Annotated in this window: 16 protein-coding genes; 4 read left to right on the top strand and 12 right to left on the bottom strand. The window is 30.6% G+C overall.

Annotated elements, in window-relative coordinates; all coding sequences use genetic code 11:
- Positions 1–3: 3 nt before the first annotated feature.
- Together grpE and msrB are read right to left on the bottom strand one after the other, a co-directional pair.
- Positions 4–723 carry a nucleotide exchange factor GrpE gene (grpE, locus tag HA151_RS00080; RefSeq protein ID WP_209105551.1) on the bottom strand — a complete coding sequence of 240 codons (720 nt, stop codon included), beginning with the start codon at positions 721–723 and terminating at the stop codon, positions 4–6.
- Positions 724–799: 76 nt separating this feature from the next.
- Positions 800–1,294 carry a peptide-methionine (R)-S-oxide reductase MsrB gene (gene msrB / locus HA151_RS00075; protein ID WP_209105550.1) on the bottom strand — a complete coding sequence of 165 codons (495 nt, stop codon included), beginning with the start codon at positions 1,292–1,294 and terminating at the stop codon, positions 800–802.
- Between the two features lie 22 nt (positions 1,295–1,316).
- Between msrB and dusA the strand changes: the two genes are divergently transcribed.
- Positions 1,317–2,321 (top strand): tRNA dihydrouridine(20/20a) synthase DusA, encoded by a 1,005-nt coding sequence (gene dusA, locus HA151_RS00070; RefSeq protein ID WP_209105549.1) that lies wholly within the window; start codon positions 1,317–1,319, stop codon positions 2,319–2,321.
- Here dusA and HA151_RS00065 read toward each other — a convergent pair.
- The 6 genes from HA151_RS00065 to HA151_RS00040 form a co-directional block, all read right to left on the bottom strand.
- Complete coding sequence (locus HA151_RS00065; protein ID WP_209105548.1) at positions 2,318–2,998, bottom strand: RNA recognition motif domain-containing protein; 681 nt, start codon at positions 2,996–2,998, stop codon at positions 2,318–2,320. The two genes, dusA and HA151_RS00065, sit on opposite strands and share 4 nt — an antisense overlap.
- A gap of 89 nt (positions 2,999–3,087) precedes the next feature.
- On the bottom strand, positions 3,088–4,473 hold the full coding sequence (gene argH, locus HA151_RS00060) for an argininosuccinate lyase (RefSeq protein ID WP_209105546.1): 1,386 nt from the start codon (positions 4,471–4,473) through the stop codon (positions 3,088–3,090).
- A 62-nt stretch (positions 4,474–4,535) separates the two neighbouring features.
- Positions 4,536–5,879 (bottom strand): PP2C family protein-serine/threonine phosphatase, encoded by a 1,344-nt coding sequence (locus HA151_RS00055; RefSeq protein WP_209105545.1) that lies wholly within the window; start codon positions 5,877–5,879, stop codon positions 4,536–4,538.
- A 67-nt stretch (positions 5,880–5,946) separates the two neighbouring features.
- A complete protein-coding gene (gene ftsY / locus HA151_RS00050) occupies positions 5,947–7,323 on the bottom strand; it encodes a signal recognition particle-docking protein FtsY (RefSeq protein ID WP_209105544.1) in 1,377 nt (458 codons plus the stop codon).
- A gap of 59 nt (positions 7,324–7,382) precedes the next feature.
- Positions 7,383–8,012 (bottom strand): transcription antitermination factor NusB, encoded by a 630-nt coding sequence (nusB, locus tag HA151_RS00045; protein ID WP_209105543.1) that lies wholly within the window; start codon positions 8,010–8,012, stop codon positions 7,383–7,385.
- A 3-nt stretch (positions 8,013–8,015) separates the two neighbouring features.
- Complete coding sequence (locus HA151_RS00040; protein WP_209105542.1) at positions 8,016–8,750, bottom strand: DUF502 domain-containing protein; 735 nt, start codon at positions 8,748–8,750, stop codon at positions 8,016–8,018.
- Positions 8,751–8,896: 146 nt separating this feature from the next.
- Between HA151_RS00040 and queG the strand changes: the two genes are divergently transcribed.
- The 3 genes from queG to HA151_RS00025 all read left to right on the top strand — a co-directional run bounded on the left by queG (position 8,897) and on the right by HA151_RS00025 (position 13,228).
- On the top strand, positions 8,897–9,841 hold the full coding sequence (queG, locus tag HA151_RS00035; RefSeq protein WP_209105540.1) for a tRNA epoxyqueuosine(34) reductase QueG: 945 nt from the start codon (positions 8,897–8,899) through the stop codon (positions 9,839–9,841).
- A gap of 2 nt (positions 9,842–9,843) precedes the next feature.
- Complete coding sequence (locus HA151_RS00030; RefSeq protein WP_209106109.1) at positions 9,844–10,707, top strand: tetratricopeptide repeat protein; 864 nt, start codon at positions 9,844–9,846, stop codon at positions 10,705–10,707.
- Between the two features lie 76 nt (positions 10,708–10,783).
- Positions 10,784–13,228, top strand: a complete 2,445-nt coding sequence (locus tag HA151_RS00025) for a DNA gyrase/topoisomerase IV subunit A (protein WP_209105538.1) — start codon at positions 10,784–10,786, stop codon at positions 13,226–13,228.
- Here HA151_RS00025 and purF read toward each other — a convergent pair.
- Genes purF through dnaN form a run of 4 tightly spaced genes read right to left on the bottom strand, consistent with a single transcriptional unit; the run spans position 13,225 to position 18,939 of the window.
- Positions 13,225–14,685, bottom strand: a complete 1,461-nt coding sequence (gene purF / locus HA151_RS00020) for an amidophosphoribosyltransferase (RefSeq protein ID WP_209105537.1) — start codon at positions 14,683–14,685, stop codon at positions 13,225–13,227. The two genes, HA151_RS00025 and purF, sit on opposite strands and share 4 nt — an antisense overlap.
- A 47-nt stretch (positions 14,686–14,732) precedes the next feature.
- Complete coding sequence (gene purL / locus HA151_RS00015) at positions 14,733–17,069, bottom strand: phosphoribosylformylglycinamidine synthase subunit PurL (RefSeq protein ID WP_209105536.1); 2,337 nt, start codon at positions 17,067–17,069, stop codon at positions 14,733–14,735.
- A gap of 3 nt (positions 17,070–17,072) precedes the next feature.
- The gene (locus HA151_RS00010; protein ID WP_209105535.1) at positions 17,073–17,780 is read right to left on the bottom strand and encodes a PRC-barrel domain-containing protein; all 708 of its coding nucleotides are present in this window, start codon (positions 17,778–17,780) and stop codon (positions 17,073–17,075) included.
- Between the two features lies 1 nt (position 17,781).
- Complete coding sequence (gene dnaN / locus HA151_RS00005) at positions 17,782–18,939, bottom strand: DNA polymerase III subunit beta (RefSeq protein WP_209105534.1); 1,158 nt, start codon at positions 18,937–18,939, stop codon at positions 17,782–17,784.
- Positions 18,940–19,097 lie beyond the last annotated feature (158 nt).

The raw sequence follows: 19,097 nt of genomic DNA, 5'->3' as shown, positions 1-19,097 counted from the left end.
AATTTATACATCTTCAGAAGTATTTTCCTCTGAATCAATACCCTCTTCAACTGTATCCTTTTCTACTTCCTCTTGTGAATTTTGTTTACCAGGCCCCATGGAAACTTTAACCAAAGCATGTCTCAAAACCTTTCCCTCTAAGTGATATCCTCGCTGCAATTCTTCTACGATAAAATCTTCTTTAAACTCTTCACTCGGCTCTTTTAACACAGCTTCATGCAAATTTGGATCAAATTGTTGGCCAACAACTCTCATCGGGGCAACTCCTTGTTGTTTTAAAACCTCTACCAATTGTTTGTACAATCCTTGATAACTTCTATGAAGGGCTTGAGCTTCTTCACTTTCTGGTTTTAGTTGTTGTCTTGCTCTTTCAAAATTATCAACAATTGGAAGTATTGCAGTTAAAGTTTTAGAAACAAGTTGGACTTTTAAATCATCCTGATCTCTAGACTGCCTTTTTCTAAAATTATCAAAATCTGCTGAAATTCTTACATATTGATTTTTTAATGTTTCGTGCTCTTTTTCTAACTGTTCTAACCGTGCATCATTATTGGAGATAGTATTTTTTAATTCTTCAGTATTTATTTCTTCTGTTTTTTGTGAAGATAAATCATCATTTTCAACGATTTTATCTTCAGCAGATGAAGTATCGTCAGGGGCACTATCCTGATTAGAAACATCATCTTCTTTAATATCAATATTGTCTGATTGATTTTCAATCATTTTTCTAAAAATTTAATAAAACTATTTTCCAATAAAGTGTTGCACAAAACAAGTTGCGGAAGGCCGCACAAATTTTTTACTCAGGAACAAATCTTAATGCTAAACCGTTATTGCAGTATCTTTTACCTGTAGGAAGTGGCCCATCATTAAAAACATGTCCTTGATGACCTCCGCATCTAGAGCAATGATATTCGGTTCTTGGAACAATTAACTTAAAATCAACCTTTGTTTCGACTGATCCTTGAATTGGATCCCAAAAACTTGGCCATCCAGTGCCACTATCAAACTTTTTATCTGAGAGAAAAAGTGGTAAATCACATCCTGCGCAGTGAAAAACCCCTTTTCTTTTCTCATTATTTAATTCGCTACTGAAAGCTCTTTCAGTGCCTTCCTCCCTCAAAATATAAAAAGATTCTGGACTGAGCCTTGATTTCCATTCTTCTTTTGATAAATTCCACTCCTCTTTAGAAGCAAGCGAAGAAGCTAAAACTTGCATAGGCTTAAAAAAAGTTTTTAGTATTGACATAGTAGGAATTAGAATAAAAGTTCTTCTTGATAAAAATTGATTCATATATTTACTCACGTAAAAAGAAATGAGTTTTATACATCCTGATTCTATTAAAAATATTCATAAATTAAGTATTGCTCCAATGATGGATTGTACTGATAAACATTTCAGAATGATAATGAGAAAAATAAGTTCTGAAGCTCTTTTATATACGGAAATGATCGTAGCTCAAAGTTTATTTCATACGGATAAAAAAGAAAAATTTTTAGATTTTAATGATGAAGAACACCCGATATCCATTCAATTTGGTGGCGATGAACCTGAAATCCTTAAAGAAGCTGCACGAATGGCGGAGGATTGGGGTTATGACGAAATAAACTTTAATGTTGGATGTCCAAGTCCAAGAGTATGTTCTGGAAATTTTGGTGCTTTACTAATGAAAGACCCTGCGAAAGTAGCAAAATGCATAGAAACACTAAAAAATAGCTGCAACTTGCCGGTTACGATTAAACACAGAATCGGTGTAGACGATGATGATAGTTTCATAAATTTGAATAATTTTGTGAGATGTATTGCAAATGCTGGAGCAGACAGATTTACTGTTCATGCTAGAAAAGCCATATTAAAAGGCTTTAATCCAAAACAAAACAGAACCATACCTCCGCTTAAGTATGATGTGGTGAAAAAATTAAAAAAATTAAATCCTGAATTATTAATAGAAATCAATGGAGGTTTCACAAATATCGATGAATCATTAAAAGCTCTAAATGATTTCGATGGTGTAATGATAGGAAGATCTGTATATAAATATCCCTTAAGATGGTCTGAAATTGATCAAAAATTTTATGGGATCAATAAAAAACCCAAATCTGCTTCTAATATCATTTTCTCATTAATTCCTTACATTGAAGAACATTTAAATACAGGAGGAAAATCTTGGGATATTTGTAAACATCTTATAAATTTAGTCGAGGGCATTCCAAAAGCAAAAATTTGGCGTAATCAAATTTCAATTAAATCTATAAAAAAAGAATTAGATATAGAGTACCTTATTAAATTAACTTCTCAACTTGAGGAAATGGGTTACTAGTTTTCTTCTTTTGAAGTATTACCCTCATTGGTAACGCTTCTTTTTCTCCTACTTCTACCAGTTTCATATTCAGAGTTTTCAGAAGAATTTCCATAACTTCTATCTTCCCAACCTTCTGCACCAGAGGATTTGTTGGTATAAGAAGAATTGGAGTCATAATTGCCACCGCCATTATTTCCACCACCATAACCGCCGCCATTATTTCCACCACCATAACCGCCTCCATAACCGCCGCCATTATTTCCACCACCATAACCGCCTCCATAACCGCCGCCATTATTTCCACCACCATAACCGCCGCCATAACCGCCGCTATTATTTCCGCCACCATAACCGCCGCCATTATTTCTGCCGCTGTAGCCACCGCCGCCATAACCGCCGCCATTATTTCCACCACCGTAGCCACCTCTTCCTCCTCTTCGTGACCCTCCAGAACCTCTTGGCTCTGCTTTGTTAATTCTTAATGGTCTTCCCATTAGCTCAGTGCCTTGCAAACCATCAATAGCTGTCGACTCAATAGATTCATCTGCCATCTCAACAAATGCGAATCCTCTTTTTCTTCCAGTATCTCTTTCAAGAGGTAAGGAACAATTCAAAACTTCACCAAAAGGGGCAAACAACTGTAAAACATCTTCGCGCTCTGCACGGAAAGGCAAATTGCCAACAAAAATACTCACTTTAAACTCTAAAAAAACTACAAAAAGTAGTTGATAAACTTTACTTTATTATTCTACTTCAAAGCATACCCTTGTTGTAGAAAAATAATTTAAATTTCGAGTAACAATTTTTTCTGCCAATTATTTACCTCTTTTTCTACTTGGATAAATCCTGTTCCACCTTCACTAATTCTTGACTTAACAACATTATGAGGTTGAAGATCTACAAATAAATCCTCATCAAATTCGGGATGAAATTTCTTAAATTCATCAATTTTCATATTTTTAAACAAAATTTTTCTCTCCAAACAATACTTAACAATTTCACCGACGACTTGATAAGCAGTCCTAAAAGGAACCTTTTTATTAACTAGATAATCTGCCAAATCAGTTGCATTAGAGAAGTCATTTTCGACAGAATCAGATAAATTTTTAATATTAAATTCTATGCCCTCAGCAATTAAAATAGTCATCGCTTTAATACAAGAAGATATAGTCTCTGCAGTATCAAATATTGGCTCTTTATCCTCCTGAAAATCCTTATTATATGCAAGTGGTACTCCTTTAACCATCGTTAACAATGCTTGAAGATGTCCATAAACTCTTCCAGTTTTACCTCTAATCAGTTCTGGAACATCAGGATTTTTTTTCTGTGGCATTAAGCTACTGCCAGTAGCACATTTATCTGTTAATTTCGCAAAAGAAAATTCATCAGTTACCCACAAAATTATTTCCTCAGAAATTTTACTCAAATGAGACATTACTAAAGAAGATGAAGAAACAAACTCTATGCAAAAATCTCTATCACTCACAGCATCAATACTGTTTTTATAAATCTTATCAAAACCCAGTTCTGCAGCTGTAAAGTTCCTATCTATTTTTATTTTTGTGCCAGCTAATGCTGCAGCGCCTAATGGGGAAGTATTTACTCTTGATCGTACTTCTTTAAACCTTTCACGGTCTCTTTGGAACATTTCTAAATATGCCAATAAATGATGAGCTAACGATAATGGTTGCGCTCTCTGCATATGAGTATAACCAGGAATTAAGGTGTAAATATTTGATTTCGCAACGTTTAATAAGGATTTTTGCAAATCAATTATTAGAGTTTCAATATTGTCAATCTCTTTCCTTAACCACAACCTTATATCTGTACCAACTTGATCATTTCTACTTCTACCGGTGTGTAATTTTTTCCCAGTTTCACCAATTAAGCTTATTAGTTTTTCTTCAATACAATAGTGAATATCTTCAGAAGGCAAGCTAGGAGAAAATTTACCCTCCAAATACTCAACTTTTATTATCTCTAAACCGTTTATAATTTTTAAAGTTTCAGAAGATGTTAGAATTTGCGTCTTACCAAGCATTTTTGCGTGAGCAATAGAGCACTCTAAATCTTCTAAAATAAGTTTTCTATCGAAGCCAATTGAAGCATTAAACTTTTCAATGAAAGGATTAAGTGTATTATCAAATCTTTTACTCCAAACTTTTGCCATATCAATAAGAAACTTTAGATATCTCTAATAAAGCATTTTTTTATATATGTGACAAAAAATATCTATTTCAATTGAAAAACAACCATAGATGCATCATCCTCCAGGTGTCTATTTTGTCCTGTAAAATCATCTAATTTTTTAAATAATTTATTTAAAATTTCTTGAGATGTATAGGATTGCTTACATAATTTTGAAAAAGTTTTAATCAACCTTCCCTCATCAAATCTTTCACCTAAAGAATTTGAAGTATCTATCACTCCATCGGTGTAATACAGAACTAAATCATTTTCACTCAGCTTAATTTCACCACAATGATATTCAGCATCTTTTTGTATTCCAAGTACAAAACCTTCTGCATCTAATTTTACAATTTTCTGATCTGAACTTTTCCAAAGTAAAGGGGGATTATGGGCTGCATTAGCAAATCTTAATTTTCTAGTTCTGGGATCATAATCTGAATAAAATAGAGTAACAAATCTATGAGACTGATCTAGATCATTTATTGCTAGTTGATTCAAATCGTGCAAAATTCTATCTGGAGGTAAACCTGTAAGAACCTCTGCACGCAGCATTCCTCTGAGCATCGTCATTAAAAGACCAGCTGGTATCCCCTTACCCATGACATCACCAATAACCAATGCCCATCTTGCTTTTTCTTTTCTTTTTTCTGAGATATTAGTCTTTAAACACATAAAATCATAGTAATCTCCTCCTAATTGCAGCGCCGGCCTACAATGTGCGGCAAGATCAACACCATAAATAATAGGACAATAGTCTGGAAGTAATTGGGATTGTATTTCAGCTCCAATAGAAATTTCTCTATCTACATTTTCATGCTTTTTTTTGGTTTTAATTAAGCAGTAATTTTCTAGTCCAATAGCTAAACAATTTATAATAAAATTAAAATGATTATCTTCAATGATCGATTGACTAGATCTATTTTTGCTAAAAATGTAAATAAATCCCCTGCATTTTCCTCTAGATAATACTTTTTCATTTTCAATCTTATATTCTTTAAATTTATTTTTTAGTGAACTTTCAAATATAAAGTTATCCTTAATTTTGAAATTTTTCGAAAAATTAAATTGATTAAAAAAAATATTAATTTCTTCTTTTATTATTGAGTCTTTATCATTGGCAGAAATTTTTATGTTTTTATACCAAATCTCTCCCTCGTCATTTATAGGTATAATCAGTATTATTTTATCATCAAAAATATGTTTCAAAATTAAGCATACATAATCCAAAAACTTATTAATATTGGAAAATGTTTTTAAATAGTATGCTAACGAAGGTGCGATCTCATCAAATTTATATTTATTTTTTAAAGAAATAGTAGATTCATAATCTAAAAATTTTTTTAAAATTTTGTTTGAAAATAATTTATCTTTTTGATTATTTGTCACAACAAATTTATTAGTTAGTCATGTTTTAACATTAAATTTTAATTTTTAAAAAAATTTAATTAAATTTTTATTTATCTGCAAGCATAGCCTCGACAAATTCATAACTATTAAAGGGTCTCAAATCTTTTATACCTTCGCCAGCTCCAATAAATCTTATGGGCAAATTAACTTCTTCTGCAACAGCTAAAGATACTCCTCCTCTTGAAGTTCCATCCAATTTAGTAATAATTGCTCCACTTAAATTTGCCGATTTCGCAAAACTTTTTGCTTGTTTTAAACCATTTTGACCTTGACTGGCATCCAAAACCAATAATGATTCAATACTTGCATTTGGAGCCTTTTTATCAATAATTTTTTTTATTTTTGCTAGTTCATCCATCAAATTATTTTTTGTTTGCAATCTGCCTGCTGTATCAACTAATAAAAGATCGACGTTTCTTTGTATTGCGGAATTAATAGCATCAAAAACTACAGCGGCAGGATCAGCATTCTTTGATTGATTAGATATAACATCAACATTACTCCTCTCACCCCATACTTTAAGTTGTTCTACAGCAGCAGCTCTAAAAGTATCTGCAGCAGCTATCAAGGTTTTATAATTACTTCTCGCAGACAAGAATGCTAACTTTCCAATAGTAGTAGTTTTGCCAACTCCATTAACTCCTACTACTAACCAAACGTTTAACTTACCCTTTTTAGGAACTAAAAGATCAGTGCCTGAATTTTTTATTGGTTTGTCAATGATTAATTTTAATTCTTTTTTTAAAAATTTTATACCTGCTTCTCCCCCAACGACTTCTTCATTTAATTTTTTTCTAAGAGATCCTATAACTTTATCAGTTGAATCTATACCAACATCAGCTCTTATCAAAAGGGTCTCTAAATCATCAAGAGATTCCGGAGTAAGAGGATCATCTCCTAATTTATCCAATAATTCAGTAACAAATCCTTTTCTTGTTTCTTCTAAACCTCTTCTTAATTTAGTTAACCAATCGATTTCATCTATCGAAATTTGATTGATATTTTTTCCTTGTGAAGCTAGTACCATTGCCGACCAAGTAAAATTATCATCAAAATCTCCTAATTCAGGTTCAGGAATATTTTTAAATGATTGAAGGTTTTCTTTAGTATCACTATCAATCAAACTTTGTTTCTGCTCCTCTTGTTTCTTTAATTCTTGTTTCTGCTCCTCTTGTTTCTTTAATTCTTGTTTCTGCTCCTCTTGTTTCTTTAATTCTTGTTTCTGCTCCTCTTGTTTCTTTAATTCTTGTTTCTGCTCCTCTTGTTTCTTTAATTCTTGTTTCTGCTCCTCTTGTTTCTTTAATTCTTGTTTCTGCTCCTCTTGTTTCTTTAATTCTTGTTTCTGCTCCTCTTGTCGTTGTTTTAGTAATGCATAAGCTTGTGCAGCCCATTCTCGAGAATTATCAGAATCAATATTTGTCATTAGATATTTATAGTCCTTTTTTAATAAATTTTAAAATACTATTTATTTATATCAAATAATTATTGCAATTTTACTGTTTGTAATCTCCTTAAAACTCCATTAATAAATTTTCTTCCTTTAGTATCACTATATTTATTAGCAAGATTAACCGCTTCATCACAAGCAACAGCAACTGGTGTACTCAAAAAATTCATATCAACATAGGCTAATCTCAAAATATCTCGATCAATTCTTGGTAATCTTTTTAATCTCCAGCCATCCATTACCTGATCAATATCAGAATCAATAATTTTAAGATTATTGATAATACTACTTACCCTATCATTTACATCCTCTCTAATATCCATTTGTCCACTAGAAATTATCAATTTTGGAAAATCTAAACTTACTGAGAGTGTATTCATTACAATTTCAATTTTTGCTAAAGATTTTTTTAAGTCGTCCCTAATGTTTGAAAAAGAGGAGTTAACTCCTTCCTTCAATTCACTATCTAATATTTTTTGTGATGCATTTTCTAACTCTGATTCGCAATTATCTAATTCATCTCTGCAATGGTTAATTAAGGAATCTAAAGCAGATTCAAAAATTTCTTCTATTTGAAATTTATTTAATTTAAAATCACCTTTGTCTTTTATAAGGCCTAGAGAAATTAAAGATAATTCTCTAGAGAGGGATTTATTATTATGCATTAATTAAGAAGAAGTATTAGTGGAGGCACGTAATTGAGAAAATAATTTTGAAAATGTTGGATTTGTTGTATTGTTTTTCTCGTCTGGATTGACTATACCAGCTGAAATTATCGTTCTAAAGGCATCTTCAACGGAAATTTCTAAATCTTTTACTGAAGACTCTGGAACTAATGTGTACCAACCAGTCGTTGGGTTTGGTGCTGTTGGTATAAAAACACTTAACAACTTTTCATCCAATTCTGGCTGCAGAGAGGGTCCGACATCGCCTGTAACAAAACCTATACTAAAAAGTCCCTCACGAGGATATTCCACCAAAACAACTCTTCTAAAACGATTAGATTTATTACTTAAAAAAGTTTCTAGTAATTGTTTAAGAGTTTTATAAACTGCACCTGCTACAGGAATTTTTGATAACGTACCTTCACCAAATTCTAAAAGCCACCTTCCTACAAAATTTCTTGCCATCAAGCCTATAAGCAAAATAGCTAATAAAGGAACTGTTAATCCTAAAGTAAGATTAATTAAATCTTGTAATAAGGGATTTAAATTAATAAATGGATTTAATTGCTTAGGGACAGAGGTTACTAAGGACAAAACAAACTTACTGACTAATGATGAGAGCCAGATAGTAGTTGCCAAAGGAATTACAACCAATAAGCCAGCTATAAGATCATTTTTAAGATCCTGTTGGAGCCTAGAACCTAAGTTCGTGTTCTGATTTTGATTAGAATCAACCAAAATAACTTCTCTTTCTATATTAACTTTACTAATAATTTAACTGTTTTTACTTAGTTAGGATATATTTATTTTGAATAAATTTAAATAATTTATTAGTTTCTTCTCCAAAATTAACTTTTAAAAGAAATGCCATACATAATGAAGAAATGGTTGATAATTTTAAAAACAAAAAAGAAATAAGTAAAAAATTAAAAGAAAGAGCAATTTTTGAAGGTTTTACAATTTCTGGAATTGCTTCAATTCCAGGAAGCTCGCGTATAAAAATGAGAACTAGAGCATTAGAAAGATGGTTATCAAATAACTACCATGCTGAAATGAAATGGATGGAAGCAGAAAGAAGAAAAAACATAAGCTCACTCCTAGATAATGCAAAAAGTGTTTTATGCGTTGGATTTAATTACAAGAATTCACAAAACCACAACAGCTACTTCAAGGTAGGTAAATTTAGTCAAGGAGAAGATTATCACAAAGTGATTTATAAGAAATTAAAGAATGTTGGTAAGTGGATCAACCAAGAAGTTCCAGATTGCAATTGGAAAATATGTGTTGACACCTCGCCGCTTCTTGAAAAAGCATGGGCTGAAGAATCAGGTTTAGGTTGGATAGGTAAAAATAGTAATTTAATAAATAAAAAAAATGGTTCTTGGTTTACTTTGGGTTTTTTGATTCTTACAAAAGATTTAGTACCAGATAAACCTCATCAATCACTTTGCGGAAAATGTGATATTTGTATTGACCTTTGTCCAACAAAGGCAATAGTTGAACCCTTTGTAATACAGTCAGATCTATGTATTGCATATCACACTATAGAAAGTAGAGAAAAGACCATTCCAAAAAAAATAGAAGAAAATTTAAATGGATGGGTTGCAGGATGTGACATTTGTCAAGATGTATGTCCTTGGAACAAGGCAGTCCCATATAACAATACTTCTGAAACTACTCCAAAAAATTGGATTCAAAACCTCAATATAGAATCTTTAAATTGGGATGATGATACTTGGAAAAAAAATCTAAAAGGAACTACATTAAAAAGAATAAAACCATGGATGTGGAGACGAAACATAGAAGCAAATCTAAGGAATAAAGGATAATGATGAACAAGTTTTTAAAAAGGTTAATATGCATATCTTTAATAAGCTTTTACTTTCTAAAAGTAGAAAAAGTTAAATCAATTGTTCCCTATTATTATTTCCCAACAATAAAGAATTTACAAAAGGACAGTTTATCTATTGGCAAAAATGCATATCAACTTTTATATTTTGGACAATATAGAGATAGCCTTAATTTAGCTAAATTAGCTGTAAAAATAAATTCAAAAAATGAAAAACTTTGGTTAATATTATCTGAAGCACAGATAGCTAATAAACTCTACAAAAACGCATTAAATTCTCTAAATAAAGCACAAAAAATTAATCCGAATATGAGCGAAATACACTTTGCAAAAAGTAATGTTTACTTGAAAATTTCACAACAAAAAAATGCTAAAAATTCTCTAGAAACAGGATTGAAAATTGAACCAAATAACCACAAAGCTATTTTTCAATTAGGAAATATTTATTTGTTAAACAAAAACTACGCCCAAGCTATCAACATGTTTGATAAATCTATACAAATTAAGCCTGATTTTTGGCAAGCGATTAACAACAAAGGTTTAGCTTATTTCGAGCAAAATAAAATAAACCTATCAATCAAACTTTTTGAAAGTGCAATCTCAATTCAGGATAATGCTGAACCATTATTAGGACTTGCTGCATGTCTAAGAATTAAAAATATTAATTTAGCTATTGAGCTAGCAAAAAAAGCTTTAGCTAAAAATCATAACTACGTTGATTACGAATATAGAAAAGAACAGTTGTGGGGAGAAAAATTGCAAAACTCAACAGAAATTCTTTTACAAAATAAAAAGCTACAAAAAGATGTAATACTGGCAAAATCAAAAATAAGTTCATCTTCTTGATTTTTATACTGGTAAATATTTTTTTACGAACTAATCTTAATTTAGTTAATTAAAACATATTCAATTTTGCACTCTGATGTATAAGAAAAAATACACTTCCATCTCACTCCAAGAAGAAATGCAACGTTCTTATCTTGAGTATGCAATGAGTGTAATAGTTGGAAGAGCTCTTCCCGATGCAAGAGACGGTCTTAAACCTGTTCAGAGAAGAATATTATTTGCAATGTACGAATTAGGTTTAACGCCAGATAGGCCATTTAGAAAATGCGCAAGAGTAGTTGGAGATGTACTCGGAAAATACCATCCTCATGGAGATCAAGCAGTTTACGATGCGCTAGTAAGGCTAGTACAAAGTTTTTCAACTAAATATCCCACCTTAGACGGCCATGGAAATTTTGGATCTGTTGATAATGATCCACCAGCAGCGATGAGATACACTGAAACCAGATTAGCACCGATAGCTCACCAATGCTTTCTTGAAGAAATTGGATCAGAAACAGTAAATTTTTCAAATAACTTTGATGGTTCACAGAAAGAACCAGATGTTCTTCCTGCTCAACTTCCATTTTTATTGTTGAACGGATCATCTGGTATTGCTGTTGGCATGGCAACAAACATTCCCCCTCACAACTTAGGAGAAATAATAGATGGTTTAATTGCATTAGTAGAAAATAAAGAAATAAGCAATAAAAAACTTTTTAACCTTATTAAAGGACCTGACTTTCCTACAGGAGGAGAATTAATTTGTAATAAAGCAGTAGAAGAACTTTACGATACCGGAAAAGGATCAATAACGATTAGAGGTATCATAAAAACAGAGGAACTAAATTTAGGCAAAGGAAAGCATAAAAAAAATGCTTTGATCGTAACAGAACTTCCTTATCAAATCAGTAAAGCAGGATGGATTGAAAAACTAGCTGAACTTGTTAATTCAGGCAAAATTAATGGAATTTCTGATATTAGGGATGAAAGCGATAGAGATGGAATGAGAATTGTAATAGAGTTAAAAAAAGATTCTAATAATGAACTTGTAATTTCAAACTTATATAAAAAAACAACTCTTCAAACCAACTTTGGAGCAATCTTTTTAGCATTAATTAATGGTAAGCCCGTACAGCTAAACTTAAAACAATATTTAAACTACTTTATTGAATTTAGAGAAGAAACAATTAGAAAAAGAACAAATTATTTTCTCAAAAACACTCTTGAAAAGCTTGAAATATTGGAGGGTTTATCCAAAGCAACAAAAGACATTAAAAAAGTTATCGAAATTATTGAAGATTCAGAAAATGCAGTAGAAGCAAAATCAAAATTGATCGATAGTTTTTACTTAAGTGGAAAACAAGCAAATTCAGTATTAGATATGCCTCTTAAAAAATTAACCAATCTTGAAAGACATCAAATAAATATTGATATAAAAAAATTACAAGAAAAAAAGTATTATTTTCAAGAGTTATTAAATGAAAGAAAATTATTACTTAATCTACTGATAGAAGAATTATTAATTTTGAAGAAAAAATATAATGTTAAAAGAAAAACAAAACTTCTTAGAAATATAGATCAAAATCAAGAATTAAAAACAATTAATAATCAGATATTAGAGGAGTTGATTAATAAAAAAACTAAATTATTTATAGACAATAGACTATATTTAAAAAAAATGATTTTTAATAACTATAAGAAATCGTTTGAAGATATAAATAAAATTATAGATAATAGAAACATTCAAAAATTTATATGTAGGATCGATAAAGATGTAAAAATTATTGGAATAACTTCTTCAGGAAAAGTTTTTCACGTTGATTGGGAATCAAATATCAATAATGACTTTAAGTTAGATAATAAAATTCTTGGGAATATTGATCCAAACGAAATTGTAAATTTTCATTCATTTAAAAAAAGCACTAAAAATTATTTATGTGTCTTGAATACAGATGGAAGATTTAAAAAAATCATATTTGATGAAAATATGCTTAAAAGTAATAGATCATTCACAATTGCAAAATTAAAAAATAATATTAAAATAATTGATTCATTTATAGCCAATAATGAAAAAAATTTAATAATACTAACCTCAATAGGAAGACTATTCAAATTTAATTTATCAAATGAATTTTTATCGCCCACCAGTAAACAATCACAGGGATTAATGCTTGCAAAACTTTTTCCAACAGAAAAAATTGTTTCTTTTTGTCCATATCAGAATGGAGATATTATTTATATAATTTCAAAAAAAGGAAAAATCTTTTGTCTGAATAGTAATGAAATTTATTATGCAAATGAATGCAGTTTAGGATATTTAAATGAAAAAACTCAACTTAAAAACGATGATTTATTTATCAAAATTTTGCCAAGTAACCATTACCTAGATATTGAAACTAATAAAAATAAATCGGCTAGATTAGATTTTGATAAATTAAATTCCAAATCTAACAATAAAAATTTTTTAATTGACTTTTTAAAATTAGATAACGGAGAATATCTCGAAAATTGTTTTAAACACGAAAAGTTTCTTAACTAAGATTTATATTCATTTTCAACCCAATTTAAGTACTCTTGATTTACTGTTCCTGTTACATATGAACCAGTAAAGCAACTCATCTCCAAATCTTTAATAAGCGAATCTTTTATTATAGATTTACGTAAATTTTCAACACTTTGATAAACAAGATTATCGATTTCAAGTTTACTAGCAATTTCTTGTATTGTTCTATCATGCGCTATTAATTCATCTCTATTAGGCATATTAATTCCATAAACATGAGGAAAGCGAACTGGTGGTGCTGCCGATGTAAAAAAAACTTTATTAGCGCCTGCATCTTTAGCCATCTGAACAATTTCTTTTGAAGTAGTTCCTCTTACTATCGAGTCATCAACAATTAGTACATTTTTATTTTTAAACTCTGCACTCATTGCATTTAATTTTTGTCTTACGGATTTTTTACGTTTTTGCTGACCAGGCATTATAAATGTTCTTCCAACATACCTATTTTTAAAAAAACCTTCTCTATATTCAATACCTAACTGTCTTGCAACTTGCATAGCAGCAGGCCTAGAAGAATCAGGGATAGGCATTACAACATCTACGTCTCCAGAATTTATTGTTTCTTTTATTGTTTCAGACAAGTAGTCTCCCATTTTTAAACGAGCTTTATAAACAGAGATTCCGTTCATAATTGAATCAGGTCTAGCCAGATAAACATATTCAAATGCACAGGGACATAAAATTGGGTTAACAGAACACTGCTTGGAAAAAAACTCCCCGTTAAGGTTTATAAAAACAGCTTCTCCAGGATCTACATCTCTCACTACTTGATAATCGTTATTTTCAAGCACTAAAGATTCGCTAGCAACCATCCACTCTTCTTTATTTGTAGTTAATGAAAGTCTTTTCCCGATAACTAAAGGTCTTATACCAAAAGGATCTCTGAATGCTAATAAACCATGTCCTGAAATTAATGCAATTGAAGCATATGAACCCTGAATTCTTTTATGTAAAGATTTAACAGCATCAAAAATGGTATCAGGTTCTAATTCTTGATTATGTATTTGTTCTTGCAATTCTGTCGCTAATACATTTAAAAGCATTTCAGTATCACTTGAAGAATTTGTATGCCTTTTATCTATATTAAATAATTGTTTTTCTAGATCTCTAGTATTCGTCAAATTACCATTATGTATCAAAACAATTCCATAAGGAGCATTAACATAAAAAGGCTGGGCTTCCTCCACACTTTCTGCTGATCCTTTTGTCGCATACCTAACATGACCTAATCCAATTTTGCCAATTAAATTCCTCATATCTCTTGTTCTATAAGCGGTATTAACCTGCCCTTTAGCTTTATGAATATGGAAAATAGTATTTTCCATTGTAGCTATACCTGTTGAATCTTGACCCCTATGCTGTAACAGCAAGAGACTATCGTAAATTTGTTGATTTACATCATCTGAAGAAACAATGCCAACTATTCCACACATAACTTAATTGCTTAAAAATTTAAATATTTGAGAAGTATTTTTCATATTTAAAAATAACCGGAAATACTATTATTAAATTTTTCTGTTAATTCCTCAACCCTAATATTGCAGATATTTTTATCTTGAATTTTTATGTTTAAAGTTTGAGTCGAAACATAGCCTATTTTCTTAACGTAAATACTTGATTTCAAATTTATTTGAATCTTTTTTAAATAATTAAGCCAATCTCTTTCTTTCCTTTTATCTACTGAAAAAATAATTCTTGACCCTCCCTCTGCAAACAATAAATTATCATCTCTATTCGCATCTTTCTGCAACTCTATGGTCGCACCTTTCGAGGACAAAATACAACATTCTGCTAAAGCAATAGCTAAACCGCCATCACTAACATCATGAGAAGAAACTACAAAATTTTTTATAATCGCATTCCTTAAAAAAACTTGGCAAAATTTTTCATCCTGTAAATCTATTTTTGGAGGCCGACCTGTAATTTCTCCATGAAAATACTCCAAGTAAGAACTAGCTGCAATTGTTTTTTCTGATTTATCAGAGCCAATTATCCATATTTGATCATAAGAATTTTTCCATCCACTACTTATAGCTTTCTCAACGTTTTCTATTTTCCCAACCATTCCAATGACTGGTGTAGGGTTAATAGGAGTAATTTTATTATCTTTATTTATTGATTCATTATATAAAGAAACATTTCCTCCAGTAACAGGAGTCTCTAAAATTTTGCAAGCTTCAGAAATTCCGTCACACGAAGATGAAAGTTGCCAATATCCTGTTTCTGTTTCAGGAGAAGAAAAATTTAAGTTATTTGTAATTGCTAGTGGCTCTGCGCCAACACAACTTACGTTTCTTGCAGATTCAGCAACTGCAGCGATCGCTCCTCTAAAAGGATCAAGTGAAACCCATCTTGTATTACAATCAACCGAAGCGGCTATACCAGAAAAAACTCTACTTTTTTTTTCATTTTGTTCTCTTAGTCTTATTACAGATGCATCTGATTCTCCAGGTTTGAAAACTGTATTTGCCAATACTTGAGAATCATATTGTTTATAAATCCATCGTTTTGAGGCTATTGAAGGATTAGAGAGAATTTTTAAAATAATTTCTGATAAAGAAAAACTCTTATCGTATTTCAATGAAAATATTTTTTGCTTATTAATTTCTGGTAAATTATTTTCTTGCCATTGCCATTTCTTTAACAAATAATCAGGTGGATTATTAATCACTTTGTGAACATTTACAGGCGTATCATCAGATAAAGCAGAAGTAGGAATTTGAGCAACAATTTTGTCTTTATGATAAATAATTACCTCCTTAGTCTCTATTACTTCACCAATAACAGTGGCATGTAATCCCCACTTAGTAAATTTTTCAATAAGGTTATTAATTTTTTCTTCCTTCACAACAAACAACATTCTTTCTTGTGATTCAGAAAGTAAATATTGGTATGCAGACATATTCTCTTCTCTAGAAGGAACCAAATCTAAATCAATAGATATACCTAAATTTCCATTTGCAGCCATTTCTGCACTACTACACGTTAAACCGGCTGCACCCATATCTTGAGCTGCAATTACATCTCCTGTTTTAAAAGCATCTAAACATGCCTCTATAAGACTTTTTTCAATAAAAGGATCACCTACTTGCACTGCAGGCCTGTCATCTAATGAAGAGGTAGTTAATTCTGAACTAGCAAAACTGGCACCACCCACACCATCTCTTCCAGTAGTGTTGCCAACATATAATACTGGTGATCCGATATTTTTAGCTCCAGAACAAACGATTTCATCAGTCTCTAAAAGTCCTAAAGCCATAACATTGACTAGAGGGTTTCCAGAATAACTATCATCAAATTCAATTTCACCTCCGACAGTAGGTACACCAACGCAATTTCCATAATGTGCTATTCCGGATACAACTCCTCTAAGCAAGTCAATATTTGATGGCTTATCAAGATTTCCGAATCTCAATGAATTCAATACTGCAATTGGCCTTGCACCCATTGTAAAAATATCTCTTAATATTCCTCCAACACCTGTTGCTGCTCCTTGAAAAGGTTCAATGGCAGAGGGATGATTATGACTTTCTATTTTAAATACAAGTTTTTGATTATTTCCAACATCAATAACACCTGCATTTTCTCCAGGACCAACCAAAACATTTTTTCCCTTAATAGGAAACTTAGAAAGTAAAGGTTTTGAATTTCTATAACAACAATGTTCAGACCACATAACACCAAACATCCCTAATTCTGTTCTATTAGGTTTTCTCTTCAATCTTTTACAAATCTCTTCGTAATCATTAATTGTTAAATTTTCAACATTTAGTATTTTATTTAGATCAAAAGGATCATTATTTTCTTTATTTATCATTCTTTAAATCCAAGGGTCATCTTCTTTTTTTTCACTAAAAGATCTTGATGTTCTATTGTTATTATAAAAACTTTTTTGTTTAAAATCTAAGTTTTGGTTTATATCTTCATCTTCTTCGAGCCAATCCTCTAATCTATTAGATGCAACATTTTTCATATCATCAAATCTCTCAATTATTTTTCTTCCTTTTTGAAAAAATTCATTTTTTATACTTGATTTTATTAAATATAAATCATCTAAAGAATTAACTTCGCAAAATACTAAACCAGGTTGTTGATCATTAATATTATCAATATTTAATTTCCATCTACTAGAACCAGGAATTTTAGGATTCGATCTAGATACTAAATAATATTTAATTTTACCTGTTTTAATTTCAAACAAAAAATCTGCAATAACTCCAATTCTTGAGTTGTTTATATTTATGAGATTAGCTTCTATTAAAGTTGGAAACCTATTTAAAGTTGCTAAATCAGAAATAGCTGGATCACCTTTAATATAAATTTCATTATCAATTATTTGATTAATTTGATTTAAGCGCCAAACATTTCTTTTTAAATCAAAGTTTGAAGGACGAGAATACCATCCTAGAATTCGATGAACTGGAGGATGCATCCAAACATTTTCACCATGTCCATAATTAAGAGACAAGTTCCCCTTAACATTGTATTTAAGTAAATCACTTAATAAAATTTCTTTAGGTAATTTCAAGCTAAGAACGAACCTGAACAGGCATAACTAAATAAGTAAAAGAATTAAGGTTATCTTCTGGTACAAAAATAGCTGGGGTAGTTGAAAGATTACACTTTAAAAGTACATTCTCAGAACCAATAACTTTTAAACCTTCCAAAAGATATCTAACATTAAATGCAATATCAAAATCATCACCAGAGTAAGAAACTGGTATAGATTCATTTGCGTTTCCAATATCTTGCGCGTCAGCACTTATTGAAGCTAAATCAGTATTTTCTAATTTAATCTTTACTACACTACTCTGCTGATCAGCTAAAACGGCAATTCTTTCTAATGCATCAATTAGTTTTTTAGTATTAAAATTAAAAATTTTAGAGAAATTATCAGGAATTAATTGAGAATAATTTGGATATGTACCTTCAAGAGTTCTTGTAGTAATTATTTGACTAGAAGAAATAAACACAACTTGACCTTTATCGTAGAAAAGCTTTATTGAATTATCTGTGCTTCTTAATGAGATTAGTTTCTCAATTTCTCTCAAAGATCTAGTAGGAATAGTTACGGATAAGTCTCCTTCATTTGAAAAAGAATTATCTTTCTTTTCTATGTGCTCTTCATTACCAATTAAAGCAACAGCCAATCTATGACCATCTGTAGAAGCAGACTCCAAATAATTTTGCTTAAAGGTAAAGTTTACTCCTGTAAGTAATTGCTTTGCGTCGTCATTGCTACTTGCAAAAATTGTCGATTTTAAAGCTCTTAAGAAAGAACTAGGATCAATATTTAGAGAGGTACCACTTTCGACAAATGGCAAATTAGGATAATCATCAGATGGAATACCTTTAAGATTGAAAGAACCTCTATCACTTTTTATCAAAATATTATCGGAATCTTCTTCTGCTTTTAGAGAAACAGGTGTCTCATTAGGTAATTTGTTTACTATTTCAGATAAAAGTTTTGAAGGTATAGTAATAGCTCCACTATTTTTTACAGTTCCATCAAAAGAAGTTTGAATTCCTAAATTAAGATCGAATCCTGTAAGGCTTATCTTATTTGTACTTTGGTCAGCTGTTAAAAGTATATTTGCAAGAATTGGATGAGTTGGTCTTGAAGAAACAGCTTTACTAACTAGTTGTATAGCATTATTCAACTCATTTTGATTACAAATAATCTCCATCGGAATTTGGAACTTTATACATTCACAATATACTTTTTTCGTAAATTAAATTCAATCATTCTTTTTTTCTCTTCTTAATAATATAAAAAATATCAAATAAATAAATGTCTTAGTAGTAGTAGTTATTGTGGAAACTGTGGAAATTTTAACAAAATACT

The organism is Prochlorococcus marinus XMU1419, assembly GCF_017695955.1.
Taxonomy (GTDB): Bacteria; Cyanobacteriota; Cyanobacteriia; order PCC-6307; family Cyanobiaceae; genus Prochlorococcus_A; species Prochlorococcus_A marinus_AD.
This window is presented reverse-complemented; position numbering and strand designations above follow the sequence as displayed.

Bases quoted from the DNA above. Each gene is read 5' to 3' on its own strand.
- grpE (WP_209105551.1), bottom strand. From the start codon at position 723: ATGATTGAAAATCAATCAGACAATATTGATATTAAAGAAGATGATGTT.
- msrB (WP_209105550.1), bottom strand. From the start codon at position 1,294: ATGAATCAATTTTTATCAAGAAGAACTTTTATTCTAATTCCTACTATG.
- dusA (WP_209105549.1), top strand. From the start codon at position 1,317: ATGAGTTTTATACATCCTGATTCTATTAAAAATATTCATAAATTAAGT.
- argH (WP_209105546.1), bottom strand. From the start codon at position 4,473: ATGGCAAAAGTTTGGAGTAAAAGATTTGATAATACACTTAATCCTTTC.
- ftsY (WP_209105544.1), bottom strand. From the start codon at position 7,323: ATGACAAATATTGATTCTGATAATTCTCGAGAATGGGCTGCACAAGCT.
- nusB (WP_209105543.1), bottom strand. From the start codon at position 8,012: ATGCATAATAATAAATCCCTCTCTAGAGAATTATCTTTAATTTCTCTA.
- queG (WP_209105540.1), top strand. From the start codon at position 8,897: ATGGTTGATAATTTTAAAAACAAAAAAGAAATAAGTAAAAAATTAAAA.
- HA151_RS00030 (WP_209106109.1), top strand. From the start codon at position 9,844: ATGAACAAGTTTTTAAAAAGGTTAATATGCATATCTTTAATAAGCTTT.
- HA151_RS00025 (WP_209105538.1), top strand. From the start codon at position 10,784: ATGTATAAGAAAAAATACACTTCCATCTCACTCCAAGAAGAAATGCAA.
- purF (WP_209105537.1), bottom strand. From the start codon at position 14,685: ATGTGTGGAATAGTTGGCATTGTTTCTTCAGATGATGTAAATCAACAA.
- purL (WP_209105536.1), bottom strand. From the start codon at position 17,069: ATGATAAATAAAGAAAATAATGATCCTTTTGATCTAAATAAAATACTA.
- dnaN (WP_209105534.1), bottom strand. From the start codon at position 18,939: ATGGAGATTATTTGTAATCAAAATGAGTTGAATAATGCTATACAACTA.